Origin of the sequence: Geobacillus vulcani PSS1 (genome assembly GCF_000733845.1) — a bacterium.
Classification (GTDB): Bacteria; Bacillota; Bacilli; order Bacillales; family Anoxybacillaceae; genus Geobacillus; species Geobacillus vulcani.
This window is the reverse complement of the sequence record NZ_JPOI01000001.1, coordinates 2,768,080-2,788,007: the sequence shown is the minus strand read 5'-3', so window position 1 is coordinate 2,788,007 and position 19,928 is coordinate 2,768,080. Positions and strand designations below refer to the sequence as shown.

22 protein-coding genes and 3 tRNA genes are annotated in these 19,928 nt (G+C 51.8%); 22 read left to right on the top strand and 3 right to left on the bottom strand.

Annotated elements, in window-relative coordinates:
- Nucleotides 1-50 precede the first annotated feature (50 nt).
- From N685_RS0114965 to N685_RS0114935, 6 genes are all read left to right on the top strand, one after another.
- Nucleotides 51-938 (top strand): sulfite exporter TauE/SafE family protein, encoded by an 888-nt coding sequence (locus N685_RS0114965; RefSeq protein WP_031409667.1) that lies wholly within the window; start codon nucleotides 51-53, stop codon nucleotides 936-938.
- 291 nt (nucleotides 939-1,229) lie between these two features.
- Nucleotides 1,230-2,186, top strand: coding sequence for an MBL fold metallo-hydrolase (locus N685_RS0114955; protein WP_031409662.1), 957 nt, complete (start codon nucleotides 1,230-1,232; stop codon nucleotides 2,184-2,186).
- Between the two features lie 221 nt (nucleotides 2,187-2,407).
- Nucleotides 2,408-2,707 (top strand): transporter suffix domain-containing protein, encoded by a 300-nt coding sequence (locus N685_RS0114950; RefSeq protein ID WP_031409660.1) that lies wholly within the window; start codon nucleotides 2,408-2,410, stop codon nucleotides 2,705-2,707.
- 9 nt (nucleotides 2,708-2,716) lie between these two features.
- Nucleotides 2,717-3,514 (top strand): SGNH/GDSL hydrolase family protein, encoded by a 798-nt coding sequence (locus N685_RS0114945; protein WP_031409658.1) that lies wholly within the window; start codon nucleotides 2,717-2,719, stop codon nucleotides 3,512-3,514.
- The gene (locus N685_RS0114940; RefSeq protein WP_031409656.1) at nucleotides 3,511-4,425 is read left to right on the top strand and encodes an ABC transporter ATP-binding protein; all 915 of its coding nucleotides are present in this window, start codon (nucleotides 3,511-3,513) and stop codon (nucleotides 4,423-4,425) included. The genes N685_RS0114945 and N685_RS0114940 overlap by 4 nt, the downstream gene beginning before the upstream one ends.
- Nucleotides 4,418-5,398 carry an ABC transporter permease gene (locus N685_RS0114935; RefSeq protein WP_031409653.1) on the top strand — a complete coding sequence of 327 codons (981 nt, stop codon included), beginning with the start codon at nucleotides 4,418-4,420 and terminating at the stop codon, nucleotides 5,396-5,398. The genes N685_RS0114940 and N685_RS0114935 overlap by 8 nt, the downstream gene beginning before the upstream one ends.
- Nucleotides 5,399-5,469: 71 nt before the next feature.
- Here the strand turns inward: N685_RS0114935 and N685_RS0114930 are convergent, their stop codons facing one another.
- Complete coding sequence (locus N685_RS0114930) at nucleotides 5,470-5,937, bottom strand: hypothetical protein (RefSeq protein ID WP_031409651.1); 468 nt, start codon at nucleotides 5,935-5,937, stop codon at nucleotides 5,470-5,472.
- 13 nt (nucleotides 5,938-5,950) lie between these two features.
- Nucleotides 5,951-6,715: a hypothetical protein gene (locus N685_RS0114925; RefSeq protein ID WP_031409649.1), complete on the bottom strand. Its 765-nt coding sequence runs from the start codon at nucleotides 6,713-6,715 to the stop codon at nucleotides 5,951-5,953.
- 180 nt (nucleotides 6,716-6,895) lie between these two features.
- Here N685_RS0114925 and N685_RS0114920 point away from each other — a divergent pair.
- From N685_RS0114920 to N685_RS0114890, 6 genes are all read left to right on the top strand, one after another.
- Nucleotides 6,896-6,969: transfer RNA gene (locus N685_RS0114920), tRNA-Pro, on the top strand.
- 8 nt (nucleotides 6,970-6,977) lie between these two features.
- A tRNA-Ala gene (locus tag N685_RS0114915) sits at nucleotides 6,978-7,050 on the top strand.
- Between the two features lie 9 nt (nucleotides 7,051-7,059).
- Nucleotides 7,060-7,152: transfer RNA gene (locus N685_RS0114910), tRNA-Ser, on the top strand.
- A 193-nt stretch (nucleotides 7,153-7,345) separates the two neighbouring features.
- Nucleotides 7,346-8,179: a pirin family protein gene (locus N685_RS0114905; RefSeq protein ID WP_031409647.1), complete on the top strand. Its 834-nt coding sequence runs from the start codon at nucleotides 7,346-7,348 to the stop codon at nucleotides 8,177-8,179.
- A gap of 95 nt (nucleotides 8,180-8,274) precedes the next feature.
- Nucleotides 8,275-9,024: an oxygen-insensitive NADPH nitroreductase gene (gene nfsA, locus N685_RS0114900; protein WP_031409645.1), complete on the top strand. Its 750-nt coding sequence runs from the start codon at nucleotides 8,275-8,277 to the stop codon at nucleotides 9,022-9,024.
- Nucleotides 9,025-9,458: 434 nt separating this feature from the next.
- Entirely contained in the window at nucleotides 9,459-10,706 is a 1,248-nt protein-coding gene (locus N685_RS0114890; protein ID WP_031409643.1) for an RNA-guided endonuclease InsQ/TnpB family protein, read from the top strand.
- A 201-nt stretch (nucleotides 10,707-10,907) separates the two neighbouring features.
- On the opposite strand, the gene N685_RS0114885 is transcribed toward N685_RS0114890, so the two are convergent.
- Nucleotides 10,908-11,636, bottom strand: coding sequence for a TetR/AcrR family transcriptional regulator (locus tag N685_RS0114885; RefSeq protein WP_237746914.1), 729 nt, complete (start codon nucleotides 11,634-11,636; stop codon nucleotides 10,908-10,910).
- Between N685_RS0114885 and N685_RS0114880 the strand changes: the two genes are divergently transcribed.
- The 10 genes from N685_RS0114880 to N685_RS0114835 all read left to right on the top strand — a co-directional run bounded on the left by N685_RS0114880 (nucleotide 11,584) and on the right by N685_RS0114835 (nucleotide 19,927).
- Entirely contained in the window at nucleotides 11,584-12,147 is a 564-nt protein-coding gene (locus N685_RS0114880; protein WP_031409639.1) for a hypothetical protein, read from the top strand. The two genes, N685_RS0114885 and N685_RS0114880, sit on opposite strands and share 53 nt — an antisense overlap.
- 19 nt (nucleotides 12,148-12,166) lie before the next feature.
- Entirely contained in the window at nucleotides 12,167-12,910 is a 744-nt protein-coding gene (locus N685_RS0114875) for an NAD-dependent protein deacylase (protein WP_031409637.1), read from the top strand.
- A gap of 339 nt (nucleotides 12,911-13,249) precedes the next feature.
- Complete coding sequence (locus tag N685_RS0114870) at nucleotides 13,250-14,428, top strand: acyl-CoA dehydrogenase family protein (protein WP_031409635.1); 1,179 nt, start codon at nucleotides 13,250-13,252, stop codon at nucleotides 14,426-14,428.
- Nucleotides 14,429-14,464: 36 nt separating this feature from the next.
- A complete protein-coding gene (locus N685_RS0114865) occupies nucleotides 14,465-15,229 on the top strand; it encodes a beta-ketoacyl-ACP reductase (RefSeq protein ID WP_031409632.1) in 765 nt (254 codons plus the stop codon).
- An 18-nt stretch (nucleotides 15,230-15,247) separates the two neighbouring features.
- On the top strand, nucleotides 15,248-15,697 hold the full coding sequence (locus N685_RS0114860) for a MaoC family dehydratase N-terminal domain-containing protein (protein ID WP_031409630.1): 450 nt from the start codon (nucleotides 15,248-15,250) through the stop codon (nucleotides 15,695-15,697).
- Nucleotides 15,694-16,098: a MaoC family dehydratase gene (locus N685_RS0114855; protein ID WP_031409628.1), complete on the top strand. Its 405-nt coding sequence runs from the start codon at nucleotides 15,694-15,696 to the stop codon at nucleotides 16,096-16,098. The genes N685_RS0114860 and N685_RS0114855 overlap by 4 nt, the downstream gene beginning before the upstream one ends.
- Nucleotides 16,099-16,169: 71 nt before the next feature.
- A complete protein-coding gene (locus N685_RS0114850; protein WP_031409626.1) occupies nucleotides 16,170-17,339 on the top strand; it encodes a thiolase family protein in 1,170 nt (389 codons plus the stop codon).
- Nucleotides 17,340-17,359: 20 nt separating this feature from the next.
- Complete coding sequence (locus N685_RS0114845) at nucleotides 17,360-17,971, top strand: TetR/AcrR family transcriptional regulator (protein WP_051870824.1); 612 nt, start codon at nucleotides 17,360-17,362, stop codon at nucleotides 17,969-17,971.
- A 52-nt stretch (nucleotides 17,972-18,023) separates the two neighbouring features.
- Nucleotides 18,024-18,887 (top strand): branched-chain amino acid ABC transporter permease, encoded by an 864-nt coding sequence (locus N685_RS0114840; protein WP_031409622.1) that lies wholly within the window; start codon nucleotides 18,024-18,026, stop codon nucleotides 18,885-18,887.
- Complete coding sequence (locus tag N685_RS0114835; RefSeq protein ID WP_031409620.1) at nucleotides 18,887-19,927, top strand: branched-chain amino acid ABC transporter permease; 1,041 nt, start codon at nucleotides 18,887-18,889, stop codon at nucleotides 19,925-19,927. The genes N685_RS0114840 and N685_RS0114835 overlap by 1 nt, the downstream gene beginning before the upstream one ends.
- The last annotated feature ends 1 nt before the right edge of the window (nucleotide 19,928 follow it).

Here is a 19,928-nt window from a genome sequence, read left to right as displayed (position 1 = left end):
GATTTAAATTATAAGTAACACGCTCAACTATTGCAAACGGAGGGAAACCAATGAAAAAACTGATCGTTTTTGTGTTTGTAGGATTTATCGCCCAGCTGATTGACGGCTCGCTTGGGATGGCGTACGGCGTCACCTCGTCGACGTTGTTATTGACGTTCGGCATCGCTCCAGCCGTCGCCTCGGCGTCTGTTCATTTGGCGGAAGTGGTGACGACGGCGGCGTCTGGCGCGTCTCATTGGAAGTTCGGCAACGTCGACCGCGGCATGGTCGGCAGGCTCATTATTCCCGGGTCGGTCGGCGCGTTTGTCGGGGCATGCTTTTTAAGCAACTTGCCGGGAGATTTGATCAAACCGTACGTTTCATTGTTTTTATTGGTGCTTGGCTTTTACATTATTTATCGATTTTTGGTATTGAACGGCCGCGCGCCGTCTTCGCCCGGAAAACAGTGGTCCAATAAGCAGCTCGTCCCTCTCGGATTGGCGGCTGGCTTCCTTGATGCGACCGGCGGCGGGGGATGGGGGCCGATCGCGACGCCGGTGTTGTTGGCCAATAAAAGCATGGAAGCGCGCAAGGTGGTCGGCACAGTCGATACGTCCGAATTTGCTGTTGCGCTCTCGGCAACGCTAGGATTCGTCATTTCGCTTGGTTGGGAGCAAGTGAACTGGTACTGGGTGCTGACGCTCATGGCTGGCGGGATCGTCGCTGCGCCGATCGCTGCTTGGCTTGTGCGCAAACTGCCGTCCCATTTGCTTGGGGTGTTGGTCGGCGGGCTCATTATTTTGACGAATGTCCGCACGCTTCTGCACGCCTGGGAGGCGCCGGCGCTGGTGTATCCGACCGTTTATGGCCTCATCGTGATTGGCTGGGCGGCGGCGGTATGGCTGGCGATCCGAAACGGGCGGAAAGGAAAGGCGACTAGCAGGGAGTTGGCGTCGTAAGCATTGGGGTGCTTGACAAACGAAGGTGTCTTTCCGTTGGCGGCAGCGTTGGATGTGAGCGGGTCGAGCATTAGGGAGAGGGAGCTTGTTCGTGCTGCGGAGGGCAATGGTCGACAGCGCCTGCCCTCAAAAATAGTGCGCGGAGCAGTTGTTGCCCCGTTGCCGACAGTGGAAACGAGAAGGCGGCTCTTGCCCTCTGGGCAGGAGCTGCTTTTTTATCAGCCCCTGTAGCGGGAATCCAGTTTCTATGTTAAAATATTCTGCATCATCAACCAAAGGGGGAGAGGGAACATGGCACAACCGATTGACCTAGGCCGCCGCATTTCACTCATCGATTTGTATGATTTGCGCATGCCGCACCGCACCGGTACATACGTGCTGCACGAAGAGAACTTGGCGATCGTGGAAACAGGGCCAAGCCCGTCGACGCCGCATTTACTTGCTGGATTGAAAGCGCTTCATATTGACCCGAGTGAGATCCGCTATATCATCGTTACCCATATTCATTTGGATCATGCGGGCGGTGTGGGGCTGCTTCTTCAGCATTGCCCGAATGCGGTGGTTGTCGTCCATCCGAAAGGGAAGCGGCATTTGGCCGATCCATCGCGCCTCATCGCTGGAGCGAAGGCGGTGTACGGCGCACAGTTTGAGTCGCTCTTTGATCCGATTCTTCCGGTGCCAGAAGAACGATTGATCGTGAAAGAGGACGGGGAAACGTTGGAGTTGAGTGCGGAGCGGACGCTCACCTTTTATGATACGCCGGGGCATGCCAACCATCATTTTTCGATTTATGATTCATACAGCGGCGGCGTGTTCACCGGTGATACGATCGGCGTTTTTTATCCGCAGCTGCAAGAAGCGGGGCTTACGTTTTGCCTGCCTTCCACATCTCCGAACCAATTTGATCCCGAGGCCATGGAGCAGTCGGCGGCAAGGCTGGAGGAGCTGAGGCCGGAACGCATTTATTTTGGCCATTTTGGCATGCTGGATGACCCGCAGGAAGCTTTCCGCCAGCTTCGCGTTTGGCTGCCGAAGTTCGTGGCGGCGGGAAAAGAAGCGGTCGACCGTCATCCGGAAGCGCCGGTTTCCGAGCAGGTGAAAATGGCAGCGCATCGGTTGCGTAACGAGATCATGGCGTTTCTTGACGATCATGGCGTTCCATCTTCATCGTCAGCGCATGCGGCGATCGAGCTTGATTTGCAAGTGTGCGCGATGGGATTGGTTGATTATTGGCAGAAACAACGGTGATCATTTGATTGGCCTGGCCGATTCGGCTAGGTTTCTTTTTTGGCGGGAAAGCGAGGACTGGAAAAACGAGAAAAATTGTTTTTTGTGTGTTTGGTTTTTAGGCGGATCATTTCGTGAAATCGCGGTATATATGTTAGAGTGGAAATAAGCGATCCTGATGCCTGTTGGAGAGAGCGTCAATGAACAAGGAGAGTGAAAGAGTGACACAGAGGCGGTCCGTCATGCATCGCATCGGCGTCGGGCTCATCATCGCATCGTTCGTCGTTTGGGTCGTTCCGCTCATCGCACCATTCTTTCCGTTTTCGACTGCGGCCAAAGCGTCGATCGTTACAGTTGCCATTGTGGCGGCGGAAATCATGTTTTGGATCGGAGGGCTGTTGGTCAGCAAGGAAGCGGCGGCGAAGCTAAAGGAGTATTGGCATCCGAAACATTGGCGAATAAAACGGCGGTTGTCGGATCAAACCAATGATGGAGAACAATGCCAAGACGGATTGCGAGAGATGACAACGATGAAGAAATGAGGTGGTTGCATGCGACGGAGCACAGTGGCGCTTCTCATAGCCGTTGCCGCCCTGTCCGGGGTGCTTTGGCTTGGCGGCCTGGCATTGGCGGTGCAAGACCAGTTTTTTTCGGCCGCCAAGCCGCCGACGAAAGAACAACGGCCGCCAACGGCTGAAACAAGGCAACATGACGAGAAAATAGATATTGTTGCTCTTGGCGACTCGTTGACGCGGGGAACGGGTGATGAAAGCGGAAAAGGGTATGTCGGCTATATGGTCGATGAGCTTCGCCGGCAAACGGACAAACCGATCCGTGTGACGAACTTGGCCATCCGCGGCCTTCGCTCTGACGGACTGCTTCGCCAGCTTGGCCAGCCTGAGATTCAGCGGCAAGTCGCCATGGCCGATCTTATTGTGATGACCATCGGTGGAAACGACTTGTTTCAAGGTGGGGAAGCGTTGAAACTGGATCGAAAGCAGCTGAATGAGGCGAAACGGCGATATGTAGCCAACCTAGACCGCATTTTCGCCGCGCTGCGCCGCTTCAACAGCGGGGCGGTCATCTTTGCGCTCGGCTTGTACAATCCGTTCAGCGATTTAGGCGATGCCAAACGAACGTCGGCCGTTGTGCGCGACTGGAATTTCGCCTCTGCGGAAGTGGCGGCCCGCTATCCAAACGTCGTCGCGGTGCCGACGTTTGATTTGTTTGCCCTCCATGTCAACGACTATTTGTACAGCGACCACTTCCATCCGAATGAAGAAGGGTACAAGCGGATCGGCGAGCGGGTCGCCTCGCTCATTACGTTGACGGAGGAGGACGAGCAGTGAACAAACCGGTGACGTTAGCCGTCAAAGAGCTGCGGAAAACGATTCGCGGCAAGGAAATTATTCAAGGCATTTCATTTGAATTGCATGAGGGGGAAGTATTCGGTTTTTTAGGGCCGAACGGTGCGGGAAAAACGACGACGATCCGCATGCTCGTCGGGCTCATTCGGCCGACGTCGGGGACGGTGGCGATTTGCGGGTATGATCTTCATCGTCAGTTTACTGACGCGATCCGCCAGATCGGCTGCATCGTCGAAAATCCAGAAATGTATCCGTATTTAACAGGTTGGGAAAACCTTGAACATTTCGCCCGCATGATGTCCGGAATCGGTGAAGATCGAATCATGGAAGTGGCGAAGCTCGTCGGCCTTGAACAGCGCATTCATGACCGAGTGGGCACGTATTCGCTCGGCATGCGGCAGCGGCTCGGCATCGCCCAGGCCTTGTTAGGAAAGCCCAAAGTGCTGATTTTGGACGAGCCGACCAACGGCCTTGACCCGGCCGGCATTCGCGAGATGCGCGCCTTCATCCGCTTTTTGGCGGAAAAGGAAGGATTGAGCGTTCTCGTGTCGTCGCATTTATTGAGTGAAATTCAGCTGATGTGCGACCGCGTCGCCATTATGGCGAAAGGACGGCTCTTGGCGATCGACACGGTTGAACGGCTGTTGAATCAACAGGCGCGCGTTGTCTGGAAAGTGGCTCCAATGGATCGGGCGCGGGCGCTGTTGGCGGCAGAAACCGAGGTGCTGCGCGTCGATGAAGAGACGATCGTCACGCCATACGAGCCAGCCAAACTGGCCGCTTGGAACGCCAAGCTTGTCCAAGCCGGCGTCTCGGTTTCGGAAATTGAACCGCGGTTGCCGACCCTCGAAGACTTGTTTATCGAGCTGACAGGGGGCGAAACGATTGAGTAAGCTTGTGTATAATGAAATGTTGAAAATCGTCCGCAAAAAGCGGCTATGGGTGATCGCCGCCATCATTGCGGTGCTCGTCGCCTTGTTTACATACGCCCAATACCGCGAGACGGAAGAGCTGAGAAAACGGCTTGGCACGACCGACTGGCGGACGCAGCTGCAGCAGCAAATCGTCGATTTGCAAAACCGTTTGCAGTCGCCGAGCATGTCTGAGGAATGGCGAAAATACTTGCAAATCCGCCTCAAGCAGCAGCAGTACTACTTAGAGCACAACATTAATCCGTCCGCCCCTGGAGCGCCGACGTTTATGCGCACGTTTATCGAAAACGCCATCGACTTGTTTTTGCCGCTTTTAGTGATGGTGGTGGCGGCCGATTTAGTGTCGTCCGAGGCAAGCGCCGGAACGATCAAGTTGCTTCTCGTTCGGCCAGTGAAGCGGTGGAAAATTTTGTTGAGCAAATATATCGCGTTGCTCCTGTCGGTGTCGCTCATTATGCTGATGGCGGCGGTGCTGTCGTATGCCATCTCCGGACTCGTGTTTGGATATGGCGGCTTCCGTCTGCCGCTATTGACCGGATTTGTCCAGCAAGGAGAGGATCTCAATACAGCGAATGTCCACATGATTCCACAATGGAAATACATTTTAATCGAGCTCGGGCTGGCAGCGTTTGTGAGCGTTGTCGTCGGCACACTGACGTTTATGTGTTCCGTGCTGCTTAAGAGCACGGCGGCGGTGATGGGGATCATGCTGGCAGCATTGATTTCTGGCGCGATTTTGTCGAACATGGTGTCGTCGTGGCATTCGGCGAAATATTTGTTTATGGTCAATTTGCGGCTGACGGATTACATAAAAGGAGCGGCTCCGCCGATTGAGGGGATGACGCTTGGCTTTTCGATGGCCGTGCTGGCTGTCTGGGGGCTTGCAGGGCTTCTTGTCGCTTTTTTTGTCTTTATGCGGCGAGATGTCTATTGAAAACGGCAGAGCGGCGAAAACCCGAGGGCATGTTCCCTCGGGTTTTTTTGGTGAAAGGGGATGGATGACCATTATCTGTTCGGCTGCTTGTCGTGAACGCCGGCGAGTCCAAGCGCGTGATGGCCCCGTAGCAACTGCTCCACGGCCGGCCACTGCTGTTCATCGCAACGGATGAGAAGCACGATATCAGCACCTGTGCGGCTTTGACGGTGCGTCGATCTTCGATTTACCCACCATTTGAGCAAAATACCGATTCCGATGCCTGAAACCGCCCCGATAATTCCCCAAATGATCGGGCCCCATGTCAACACATAGCCGTAAATCGCCCCTAGCAGCATCAAGCACGTTCCTAAAATCGCCGCCAAGTCAAAGAAGCTGAACCCGTTGGCGTGATGGAGCGTATCAAGCAAGCGCGGTGGCTCGGCGCAGCGGTTGAGCGGGATGGCAAACATCTGATGTTCAGCAATCCCTTTTTCTTGAAGCGCTGAAATCGCTAGTTCAACGAATAGCTGGCTCTCGAAAGTGGCAATGACAATCATGAAACGCCTCCCATCAAATCGGCCATACGAACTGTTTCGGCTGAAAGCGGCGCCGCAAATAGTGGGCTAGTTCTTTTTCAAACAACTTGTTGTATTCAACCGCTGATACGTAAGCATCGTAAAAGATGAACGAATAAATCGATGGCAGATAAAGCGCCCACTGCATATCGATGATCTTCGTTGCACAATCGAATCGGCCGGTCAGTGTGTACGTAATCGCTTCGGGCAAGTGGGCGAAATACGATACCAAAATGGTAAAGGTGAAGATAAACAGGCCGGTGATCACTTTATGGACATACAAATGGCCAAGGCCTGGGGCGAGCACCGACCAGACCAGCGCCAGCCAAGGCTCGCGCTTGTCCAAATAATTAATATCCCATATTCCCATTCGGATGGGGGAGATCGGCGCATCTTCACGGTCGGCGAGCAAATACAGCTTGTTCATGTCAACGGAGCCGCGGTAGCTGTCCCAAATGCTGTACATGTAGATGGCCACATAAAACATGAGCCATCGTTCGTCAAGCACCGCTTTTGCCTTTTCAAAATCGCCAAGCAGCGAGTATAATATACCTGTATTGATATGGGCTTTTGTGTTGATAAACAGCTCCCAGAGGATTAACATAAAGGCTGTGGCGTAGCGTTGCTGCATCAAATTGCCGAAACCCGGAAACGAAAAGGAAAAAAAGGCGACGACAAGCGGATGACGCAAATGGAAATGAGTGGTTGTCAATTGCGACAAATGCGCCCGTTTGCGCCGCGCCGGCGGAATGAGTTTCACAAAGCGCCCCCTTTCCTTTACACGGTTGCTGTAGTTTTAGTATAGGAAAAAAGGAGCGGCAGTTATGCAGGTCGTTTCAGAAAAAAGACCAATTTTCATCCGTTAAGGCTAAAAAAACTATTGACTTCGCTTTGAGGTTTATATAAAATATGAATTGTCGCAGGGTAAGACAGCTTGTGTCGGGAAGTAGCTCAGCTTGGTAGAGCACACGGTTCGGGTCCGTGAGGTCGCAGGTTCAAATCCTGTCTTCCCGATTTATCATGGGGCCTTAGCTCAGCTGGGAGAGCGCCTGCCCCGCACGCAGGAGGTCATCGGTTCGAATCCGATAGGCTCCATTTTCCTACGGAGGAATACCCAAGTCTGGCTGAAGGGGGCGGTTTCGAAAACCGCTAGGGGTGTCACAGCCCGCGGGGGTTCGAATCCCTCTTCCTCCGCCATTACATACGAACGTCAACCTGCCGAGTGCCGGCGGGTTTTTTGTTTTTTGCGAGCTGTATGGCAGCCATTTTTCAGGCGGACGACTTGCCTGTTTTTGGTTGAATCGGGTACGATGAAGGGGAGCAGTTTGGGGATTGAGCCGCACTCCGTCTGGTGACGGTCGGAAGTGCTCAGCACAAGGGAGGAGAGGTTATGGCGATTCAACGTTGCATTCGCCGTATCAAAACGGTGCAAATCACCGCCCACAGCCCGATTCACCAAAGCGGCCCGGTGCTCGAGCCCGGGAACTGGCAAGAGTATGATCCGTTTTTGTTGCTGATGGAAGACATTTTTGAGCGAGGAACGTTTGACGTTCATCCGCACCGCGGCATTGAGACGGTCACATACGTGATCAGCGGCGAACTCGAACATTTCGATAGCAAAGCCGGCCGCGGCACGCTCGGGCCTGGAGATGTGCAATGGATGACGGCCGGCCGCGGCGTCGTCCACAAAGAAGACCCCGCTCCCGGATCGACGGTGCACAGCTTGCAACTTTGGATCAACTTGCCGAGCGCGTACAAAATGACCGAGCCGCGCTACCAAAACTTGCGCGCCAAAGACATGCCCGTGCGCAAGGAAGAGGGAGCGACGATCCGGGTCTTTTCCGGGTCATCGAAAGGCGTCAAAGCGCCGACGAAAAACATCGTTCCGGTGACGATGGTCGAAATGACGGTTGAACCGGGAGTTACCGTCGCGCAAGATTTGCCGGGCCATTACAACGGTTTTTTGTATATTTTAGAAGGAAGCGGCACGTTCGGTGCCGACAACACCGAAGGAAAGGCCGGGCAGGCGCTGTTTTTCAGCCGTCACAACCGCGGCGAGGAAACGGAGCTAAACGTGACCGCTCGCGAAAAACTCCGTCTCCTTCTTTACGCCGGTGAGCCGGTGAACGAACCGGTCGTTGCCTACGGGTCGTTTGTCATGAACACACCGGAGCAAATCCGCGAGGCGATTCGTGATTACCAGGAAGGGCGGTTTGGACAGTAATGCAGGAAAGAGCCGATCATTTTTTCGGCTCTTTCTTTTTTGCTATGATAATCATCGATAGCAAGCTATTCATTGTACAGGAGGGTGTGTACAAGATGAATCCCGTTATCGAAACGATTTTGCAACATCGCTCGATCCGTCGCTTCGAAGATCGGCCGCTCACGGATGAACAAATTCGTACGATCGTTGAATGCGCCCAAGCGGCGTCGACGTCAAGCTACATTCAGGCGTACTCGATCATTGGGGTGAAAGATCCGGAGAAAAAACGGAAGCTCGCCGAGCTTTCGGGAAATCAGTCTTATGTCGAGCATAACGGCCATTTCTTTGTCTTTTGCGCCGATTTTCATCGCCATGAACTCATCGGGGAGCTTGAAGGAAAAGACGTGATCCCGTCGCTTGAGAGCACGGAAAAGTTTATGGTGGCGCTCATCGATACCGCGTTAGCGGCGCAAAACGCCGCCATCGCCGCCGAGTCGATGGGGCTTGGCATCTGCTATATCGGCGGATTGCGCAACAACTTGCCGGACGTGTGTGCGCTCTTAAACGTGCCAAAACGAGTCATTCCGCTGTTTGGCCTTGCCGTCGGTTATCCGGCGCAAACGCCGGACCGCAAGCCGCGGCTGCCGTTTGCGCACGTTTATCATGAGGACGAATACAACCAAGATCGCGCTCCGTTCCTCGAACAGTTGCAGCGCTACAACGACACGGTTTCGGCGTATTATGAGCAGCGGACAAACGGACGCCGCCGCGATACATGGACCGGGCAGATGGCCGATATGCTGAGCCGCTCGGTCCGGATGTACATGAAAGAATTTGTCGAGGGGAAAGGGTTTAATTTACGGTAGTGGACTAGCTCAGCTTAATGAGGGAAAGAGGCATCTGTTGCTGAAGAGACGAGGAGCCATGCTCATAGATAGGTGAAGAATCTATTGTTGATGTTTATCGACGTCGGCTTGATCATCCCGGTCATGCCGACGTTTATTCGGCAGTTGGGATGATCGGGAGGGACGGTCGGCCTGCTTGTCGCTGTTTTTTCCTTTACCCCATTTCTTTTTCCGCATCGGCTGGCCGAATGGCCGATGCCACAGGGCGGAAGAAAGTGATTTTTATGCCTGGGTGGGGAGTAACACTTATTTATCTTAATTAGGCGAGAAGACTCCCACTTCGACGAAGCGAAGCGGAGTAAGTGGGAGATGAATCGCCTTAACTATATTTTACTGAAAAAATAGTATAGATTCAGTAAAATATAGTATCATATAGTTAGATGGGAGGTGAAAAAATGTATTTTTGTATCAAACAACAGCTAAATGGTTTGACCAAAGAAGAATACTTGACTCTTAGAGAACTGTGCCATACTGCCAAGAACATGTACAACGTCGGATTGTACAATGTCAGACAATACTATTTTGAACACAAGGAATTTCTTAATTATGAGAAAAACTATCATCTTGCAAAAACTAACGAAAACTATAAGCTGTTAAACAGCAACATGGCACAGCAAATTTTAAAAAAGGTCAATGAAGCCTTTAAATCTTTCTTTGGTTTGATCAGTCTTGCCAAACAAGGAAAATATGACTACAAAGCTATCAGTATTCCAAAATATCTTAAAAAAGATGGCTTTCATTCACTGATCATTGGCCAGATTCGTATAGACGGCAACAAATTCACGATACCGTATTCTCGCCTATTTAAAAAGACTCACAAGCCTATCACGATAACGATTCCGCCTGTGTTACTGGACAAAAAGATTAAGCAGATTGAAATCATTCCTAAGCATCATGCCAGGTTCTTTGAGATTCAGTACAAATATGAAATGCCTGAAGATCAAAGAGAATTAAATGACCAAAAAGCACTGGCAATTGATTTAGGATTAAACAATTTTGCCACTTGTGTCACATCAGACGGCAGATCATTCATCATTGATGGGCGGAGATTAAAAAGTATAAATCAATGGTTTAACAAAGAAAATGCCAGACTTCAAAGCATTAAAGATAAGCAAAAAATCAAAGGCACCACTCGTAAACAGGCGTTGCTTGCTATGAATCGCAATAATAAAGTGAATGATTATATCAACAAGACTTGCCGTTACATCATTAACTACTGTATTGAAAATCAAATTGGCAAACTTGTCATTGGCTATGCTGAAACATGGCAACGCAATATTAATCTAGGAAAAAAGACAAATCAAAACTTTGTCAATATTCCTCTCGGTAACATAAAAGAAAAACTAGAATATCTTTGTGAATTTTACGGCATTGAATTCTTTAAACAGGAAGAATCATATACGTCTCAAGCCAGCTTTTTTGACGGCGATGAGATTCCTGAATATAATGCCGACAATCCAAAAGAATATAAGTTCAGCGGCAAACGTATTAAGCGCGGCTTGTATCGAACAAAGTCTGGCAAACTAATTAATGCTGATGTCAATGGCGCATTAAACATCTTAAAGAAAAGTAAAGCTGTAGACCTGAGTGTCTTATGCTCTAGCGGCGAAGTGGACACGCCTCAAAGAATAAGGATTGCTTGAAGCAGTCAAACTTCTTTGGAAGCCCCCACTTCAAATTTTCGCTAGAAAATTAAGTGGGGGTAGTTCACGGATGTTTTGGCAAGAGTAAACTTAGTTGGCGCTCCATCGAAGAGAAAGCGGCAAGATCACCTGTCTTTTGTTTGTCGCCGTTTGACGGTTGCCGTTTTGTTAAGCACCAAAATAAGCTACGCTCCATTTGTCTTAACGGCAAATGGAGCGTAAGTGATATTCGATAATTTCTTCGATTTGTGAAGGAGATAGCTTGCCAGGTTGCATGATGCCGTGCATCGCTAAGCCGTCAACCAATGCGTATAGGCGCTCTGTTTCCAACTCAATCGACACATCAGACCTTAACAGCCCGAGATCGCGCAACAGTTCAAGCAGCCTTTTCATGGCCGTTTGCAACTGATGGTATATTTGTTCGCTCAGTGGTTGGAGTGCGGGATCCCAAAGTGCCCTTTGTGTAAAAACAAGCCACACCTCCATTTCTTTTTTGGTTTCATCGGTTAACGGCAGAAGTTCAAGGAGACAACGCTTGACTCCTTCAAGGGGCGGGATGGAGGGAGGGATGACCTCAACCCGCTCCCGCACCCGTTCAGAGACAAGCTTCATCGAAAAGGCTAACAACTCCGATTGGGAAGTAAAATAATAGCGCAGCGCCCCGGCGGACATTCCTGCCTCTTTAGCGATATTTCGCACGGTTGCTTTTTCGATGCCGTCCCGCATGATCACGGTCCATGTCGCTTCTGCAATTCGTTTCCTCTGCTTTTCGTGATCTACTATTTTGGGCATATATCTAGTGTAACACAGTTGTTTTTTTAATACAATTGTGTTACTATTTTTTTGACACAAATGTATTAAAAAGGAGGCGGTCCATATCATTGGTTGGCTGATTATCGCATGTGAAGTGCTGTTTTGGGTGTTCGTCATATCCGGATTGTTCACGCGTTATATGTTAAAATGGAAAATGACCAGTGTATGCCTTTTTTTATGCACCATTTTGGCAGATCTTATTTTACTAGTTGTGTCGGTTGTAGACTTAGCGCACGGGCAGACAGCGAAGTTATCCCATTCATTGGCAGCTGTTTATATCGCTGTGTCCGTTGTGTATGGACGTCGCATGATCCAATGGGCAGATAATCAGTTTGTTCACCTTTTTTTGAAAATGCCTAAGCCGAAAAAATCTCTTCTCTTCGGGAAGGAGCATGCAAAGCACGAACGCCTAGGGTGGTATCGTCACCTGGGGGCTTGGGCGATCGGTCAAGCGATTTTGTTGGCCATGGTTTGGTTCGTAGGCGATATGTCGAAAGCGAAAGAACTGTTGGTGATGGCAGGCCGTTGGACGTTGGTTTTGGTGGTTGATTTTGTCTGGAGTTTCAGCTATACAGTATGGCCGCGAAAAGAACCGAAGGAGACACTGGCAAAACCAAGAAGTTGGTAGAGGAAGGGAGAGAAATGGCGTGAGTTCCATCGAGCGGTTGGCGCAATGGATTCGCGAGGCTGACACGATTGCTGTCCTGACCGGGGCCGGGATGAGCACGGAGTCCGGCATCCCTGATTTTCGCAGCGAAAACGGCCTTTACGCCCAAGAAGACCATGTTGAATATTATTTATCAGAGCATTATTACAAAAAAGATCCGGTTGATTTTTGGCGTCGATTCAAGCGGATGTTTTCATTAAAAATGATGGGAGGCTTTGCGCCGAATGAGGGGCATCGGTTTCTCCGTTGGCTTGAGGAGATGGGCAAGACGGTGACGATTTTGACGCAAAATATTGACGGGCTGCATACGAAAGCGGGGAGCACAAATGTCATTGAGCTGCACGGCACGTTGCAGACGGCGACATGCCAGTCGTGCGGCGAGATCTATGATTTAGCATTCATCAATCGCAGTGACGTTCCGCGCTGCGGCAAGTGCGAGACGATTTTGAAGCCGGATGTCGTCTTGTTTGGCGGACTCGTGCCGCGCATGGAAGAAGCGTTTGCCGCGGCGGCTGCCAGCGACTTGTTGCTGGCGATGGGAACAAGTCTGGAAGTGGCTCCCGCCAACCAAATTCCGTTCTACGTCGCCGCCGAGTCGCCGGCGACAAAGAAAGTATTGATCAACAAAACAGTGACAAGAATGGACGGGATGTTTGATCTTGTCATTTATGGCGGGATTGGGGAAACGGTTCAACATGTACGTCGGTATATGCAGGTTGAATAATAGGACTTTATGGCCGCATTGGTTGCAATATATTATTTTTGAAGCTTTCCCATTTGCAGCTTTTACCAAGGATTGGATCGACTGTCGGGCGACCGAACAATGCCGCTTCCAGGCCCATAGATGGGTCTGTGAAGCAGGCGGTTGTTCGATCTTCCGTCACGCCTTGGCGCGACGGAGGCAAGCGGTTGCATCTCTTTGAAAAAAACAACTTCTTGGACAAAAAAACGTAAAAACAGCATTGTACTTTTCAGAACATTCCGATATAATAAAGATGACATACCAACCGGTTGGTATTTAGAGATAGGGGTTCAGGCGCAACGAAAAACGGAGGGGACAATCATGCATTTGCGATTAACGGATGAACAACGCATGGTGCAAAAAGCGATCCGCAAGTTTGTCGAAAAAGAATTGATGCCGCTCGAAAATGAAGTATTGCGCAACGAACGGGAAGGGAAGCCTGGGCTTCCGCCCGAAAAATTAAAAGAGCTGCAGCTCAAAGCGAAAGAATCGGGTTTTTGGGGGATCAACACGCCGGAAGAATACGGCGGCGCAAATTTGGGCCACGTCATGCAGGCCATCGTGCTCATGGAAGTATCGAAAACGTTCGTTCCGTTCCAGTTTGGCGGATCGGCGGACAATATTTTATATTACGCCAACGAGGAGCAAAAGAAAAAATATTTGATTCCAACGATCAACGGCGAGAAAAAATCGTGCTTTGCCATGACCGAGCCGGGAGCGGGGTCCGATACGCGCAACATTCAAATGACAGCGATCAAAGATGGGAACGAATGGGTGTTAAACGGGGAGAAGACATTCATTACCGGCGGCAATGACGCTGATTTTGTCATGGTCATCGCCATTACGGACAAAGAGCGGCACCAGGCTTCCAAAGGCCGCGAAGGGGTGACGTGCTTCATCGTCGACCGCGAGATGGGCTGGCGTTCGGAACCGATACATACGATGGGGCCAGCGACACCGGCCAGTCTCATTTTCGAAAATGTGCGCGTGCCCGAGGAAAACATTTTAGGCGAACTGCATCATGGCTATCAACTGGGGCTTGAGTGGATCGGCTACGCCCGCTGGGTCGTCGGCGCCCGTGCAGTCGGAGCGGCGGAGCGGCTGCTGCAAATGGCCATCGACTATGCGAAAGAGCGTGTCACATTCGGCAAACCGATCGCCGAACGACAAGCGATTCAATGGATGATCGCCGATTCGGCGGTGGAAATCGAGGCGGCGAAATGGCTCGTGTTGAACGCGGCGTTTACGCTTGATCAAGGGGAAGACAATCGCCATTTAGCATCAATGGCGAAACTGTTTGGCGCCAACATGGGCAACCGCGTTGTCGACCGGGTGTTGCAAATCCACGGTGGGATGGGCTATACGAAAGAAATGCCGATCGAGCGCTGGTACCGTGAAGCGAGATTGTGGCGCATTTACGACGGCACGGATGAAATTCAGCGCCTCATTATTGCCCGCAATTTGATCAAAGGGCACGTTAAGCTTGGGCAGTTCATCTAAAAAAATGAAAGCGTTGTCGAAAGGGAGGAGAAAGCGATGATTCAACGATTTGCTGGAAGAGTGGCGTTTGTGACCGGAGGGAGCCGCGGCATTGGCAAGGCGATTGTCACCCGTTTTGCCGAAGAAGGAGCGAAAGTGGCGTTCATTGATTTAAATGCAGAAGCCCTTGAAGCGACGGCTGCAGAGCTGCGGGAGAAAGGGTATGACGTTTACGCCAAGGTGGCGAGCGTCACCGACCGTGAACAAGTAGAAGCGACGATGCAAGAGGTCGTCGATCAGTTCGGTTCGCTCGATATTCTTGTCAATAACGCCGGGGTCATTCGCGACAACTTGCTGTTTAAAATGACCGATGACGATTGGCAAACCGTCATGGACGTCCATTTGAAAGGGGCGTTTTACTGCGCCCGCGCCGCACAAAAATATATGGTCGAAAAAGGGTACGGGCGCATCATCAACATTTCGTCGACGTCAGCGCTCGGCAACCGCGGCCAGGCGAACTATTCGGCGGCGAAAGCCGGCATCCAAGGATTTACGAAAACGCTGGCGATCGAGCTTGGCAAATTCGGCATCACGACGAACGCCGTCGCTCCCGGGTTTATTGAAACCGATATGACGAAAGCAACGGCTGAGCGGCTTGGCATTTCGTTTGAGCAACTCATCCAAGCGAGCGTCGCCACCATCCCGGTCGGACGCAGCGGGCGTCCGGAAGACATCGCCCATGCCGTCGCCTTTTTCGCCGATGAGCGATCGTCGTTTGTCAACGGCCAAGTGCTGTATGTCGCCGGCGGTCCGAAATGTTGAACACAAGGGGGGGCGAACATGTATCAGCATGACATCGGAAGACGGTCGACGAAAGTAAAAAACGTCGTTGAGCGCGGGGCGGTGAAAAAGTTTGCCGAAGCGATCGGCGACCCGAATCCTATTTATTGGGATGAAGAAACAGGGAAGCGGTCGCGCTACGGGCGCAATATCGCCCCGCCGACGTTTCCGCGCGTGTTTGACTACGGCGTCATTGAAGGATTGAAGCTGCCGGCAAAAGGGCTCATCCACGGCGAGCAGCGTTTCCATTACGAGCGCCCGCTGTTTGTCGGCGAAGAGCTGTATTGCTATGCGGAAGTGAAAGATTACTATGAAAAGCAAAGCAGCATGGGCCTGCTCGGCTTTTTGGTCATCGCCAACAACGGCGAAGACCCTGATGGGAATCTCGTTTTTACTTCGACCTCGACGATCATTATGAACGAGGCGGTTAGAAAGGCGATGAGCGTATGACGACGATCCGTGATTGGCAAGTGGGGCAATCGCTTCCCGAAGTGACGCTTCCGCCGGTATCTCGGCTTGACTTAATCAAATATGCCGGCGCATCCGGCGATTACAATCCGATCCATACGATTGATGAAGAGGCGAAAAAAGCGGGACTGCCAGGCATTATCGCCCACGGCATGTGGACGATGGGGAATCTGGCTAAGCTGTTCACCCCTTATTACGAAGAAGGGTTTGTTCAAGACTATTTCGTCCGCTTCCAGTCGATGGTGTTTTTAAACGACGTCATCACCTTAAAAGCAACGGTGAAGGAAAAAGGAGACAAGACGATTCGTTTTGACGTTGCTGCTGTCAACCAACATGGCAAAGACGTCGTCAAAGGCGAAGTTCTATTCTCGCTATATGAGTAAAGCGGCTCCGGCGGCAGCCGCCATGCGCGGTTGCCGGAGTCCATAGACAAAGGGGATGAGGAGGGGGCAGAGTGAAACGGGATGCTGTCATTGTGTCGGCCGTACGAACGGCCATCGCTCGCCAAGGAGGGGCTTTGGCGACGCTGCCGGCGCATATTTACGGGGCGGAAGTGATCAAGGAAGCGATGCGGCGGGCCAACATCGGACCGGAGCTTGTCGATGATGTCATTATGGGCAATGTTTTAAGCGGGGGCGGCAATATCGCCCGGCTGACGGCGTTGCAAACCGGCCTGTCGCTCGAGCTGACGGGGCTGACGGTCGATCGCCAGTGCGGATCAGGCATTAACGCCGTCAATTTAGCGGCGCAAGCCATTTGGGCCGGCGATGGAGATGTGTATATCGCTGGTGGGGTGGAAAGCATGAGCCGCGCGCCGTATTTGATGGATCGGCCGGAAAAGCCGTACAGCTCGACGCCGCCCAGTTTCCGCAAATCGCAGCTGTCGCCGAAAGAAATCGGCGACCCGCCGATGGGCATCACGGCGGAAAACTTGGCCAAAAAGTACGGCATCAGCCGCGAAGAACAGGACGCGTTCGCTTTGCGCAGCCAGCAGCGCATGGCGCGCGCCATGCAGGAAGGGCGGTTTGACGAGCAAATCGTGCCGATTGCCGTTCCAGTGAAAAAAGGTGAACCGTTCGTCTTCGATACGGACGAACATCCGCGCCCGAACACGACAATGGAAGCGTTATCGAAGCTGCCGCCGGCGTTTTTGGAAGGCGGAACGGTGACGGCCGGGAACAGTTCTGGATTGAACGACGGAGCGTCGGCGCTCGTCATCATGTCGCGGGAAAAAGCAGAGGAGCTTGGCTTAAAGCCGCTTGCCGTCATCCGCGCCTATGCGGTTGCCGGAGTGGATCCGAACATCATGGGCATCGGCCCGGTGCCGGCGACAAGAAAAGTGCTCGCCAAAGCCGGACTGACACTTGATGAGATGGACATAATTGAAATCAATGAAGCGTTCGCCGCGCAAGTGATCGCCTGCGACCGCGAGCTTGAGATAGATCCGGAAAAAGTGAATGTCAACGGCGGCGCCATCGCCCACGGCCATCCGCTCGGCGCGACGGGGGCGATTTTGATCACCAAAGCGGTGTATGAACTGAGGCGCCGCGGCGGAAAATACGCGCTTGTTACCGCGTGCATCGGCGGCGGCCAAGGCATCGCGACGATTATTGAGAGAGAATGACGCATTGGAGACTGTGGAGGATGAAAGAAAGATTAAGGGAAGTCGCCATTGAGTTGTTTGAACGCAAAGGATTCAAAGAAACGTCGGTGCAGGAAATCGTCGAAACAGTCGGGGCAACGAAAGGAGCCTTTTATTACTATTACAAAAGCAAAGAAGAGCTGCTCTGCGATATTTGTATTTCTTATTTGGATGATTTGTTGCTGCAGCAGGAGCACATCCTCGAAAACGCAGAGACAAGCTGCACGGAGAAGCTGCGGGAGATCGTCTATATGGTCATCCGCAACATTCGCACGCGGAAGAAAAGCGCCCGCATTTTCTTCCGCGAAATGCGGCATTTGGCTGATGACCATTTGGCGGAAATCCGCGCCAAGCGGCGGGAGTTCCGCAAACGGTATGAACAGCTCATTCAGGACGGGATTGCTCACGGCGAGTTTAAGCCATCCCTCAACGCGGAAATGATCACCTTCGGCCTGCTTGGGATCACGAACTGGAGCTATTACTGGTTTCAACCGGATGGGAGCGTTTCGGAAGAAGAGCTGACCGATATTTACGTTGATTTTATTTTAAACGGCATTCGGACGTCCAATGGGAACGTGGAGATGGACAAAGGAGCAGAGGGGCCGCTGAACTGATGGATTGGTTGTTTCGCTGATTAGGTTGAGCGGCAGACAAGGGGGGATCGGGATGGAGTTGTTCATTCAGCAACTGTTAAATGGGTTGACGGTTGGAAGCGTTTACAGCCTCGTTGCATTAGGGTTGACGCTCGTTTACGGCATTTTGCATATTCCCAACTTCGCCCACGGCGCACTGTATATGATGGGCGGTTATGTGACGCTGACGGCCATGACGAAGCTCGGGCTGCCGTATGCGTTGGCCGTTGTTGTGTCGATGATTGTTGTCGGGCTGCTTGGCGTCTTGATGGAGCGGCTGGTGTTTTATCCGCTTCGCGACGCGCCGCCTCTTCATGATAAAATCGCAGCGATCGGGATCTTGCTGTTTTTGGAAGCGTTCGCCCAGTTCGTCTGGGGGGCGGACTATCAGACGATGCCGACCCCATATGGCGACGTTGTCAGCATGTTTGGCTTGACCTTGACGGTTCAACGCATTCTCATCATCGCATCCGCTGTCATCATCATGATCTTGCTTTACCTCTTCTTGAAAAAGACGTTCATCGGAGCTTCCATCATCGCGATGGCGCAAAACCGCGAAGGGGCGAATTTAGTCGGCATCAATACGAATAAAGTCGCCATGTTGACGTTTCTTCTTTCCGGCAGTTTGGCCGCGCTCGCCGCATCGCTCGCTTCACCGATCAACCTTGTGTTTCCCGGCATGGGCCATCTCGTCATCTTGAAAGCGTTTGTCATTATCATTCTCGGCGGCATGGGGAGCATCCCAGGCGCCATTGTCGGCGGTTATATTTTAGGATTCAGCGAGAGCTTGGGGGCGACGTACGTGTCGAACGACTACAAAGACATTATCGCCTTCGCCATTCTCGTCATCATTTTAACATTCAAACCGAACGGACTGTTTGCCAAGGAGGGACGTTGATGGCCATTTTCGAAAAACGGCGCCTATGGCTGGCTGTCCTCATCGCGCTGGCGATTCTTTTTCCGCTTTTGGTCACAAATGGGTATTATTTGCATATGATGACCATTTCCTATATTTGGATGATTGCGGTATATGGTTTGAACTTGTTTACCGGCTATACCGGCTACCTGTCTCTCGCCCACGCTGGTTTTTTTGCGATCGGCGCCTATTCGCTCGGCATTTTGACGGTAAAAGTCGGTTGGCCATTTTGGCTCGCTTTCGTATCGGCTTGCTTGTTGACAACGTTGATTGGCGTTTTCGTCGGCCTTGTTGCACTGCGGACGAAAGAGCACTTTTTCGCCATTTATACGCTTTGTGTCGGCTACATTATCTATTTGATCATTGACAAATGGGACAGTTTAACCGGCGGGGTGCGCGGGTTTATTGGCATCCCGGCGCCGGCGGACATCGGTCCGCTCTCGTTTCAAACGCCCGTCGCCCAATATTATTTGGTGTTATGTTTCTTGGTTGCGGTGATCTTTACCATGTACTGCCTTGTCTATTCGTTGACCGGGCGGACGTATATCGCCATTCGCAACAGTGAGGAGCTCGCGTTGACGCTTGGCATCTCGACGATGAAAAACAAACTCGCCTCGTTTGTTCTGTCGGTCTTTTTTACATCGCTTGCTGGAGCGCTGTACGCCTCGTTTATCCGCTTTCTTGGTCCGGACATTGCGTATGTCAGCGTCATGTTCGACTTTTTAACGTATTTGCTTGTCGGCGGGATCCGTACGCTCGCTGGTCCAGTGGTCGGTACGCTGCTGATTACGTTTTTGTCCCAACAATTGCAGTTTTTGCAAGATTACCGGATGTTGATTTTCGGTCCGGTGCTGACGTTGCTCATCATCTTTTATCCACACGGCATGGCAGGGGGGATCATCCGTTTGAAAGCCAAGCGTGAAGAAGCGCGCCGCCTTAAGTTGGACACCAAACGAGCGGCCGCTGAACTGGCCGCCGCCTCGCGCCAAGAGCGGAGCGAACGATATGTAAAGGAGGGATGAT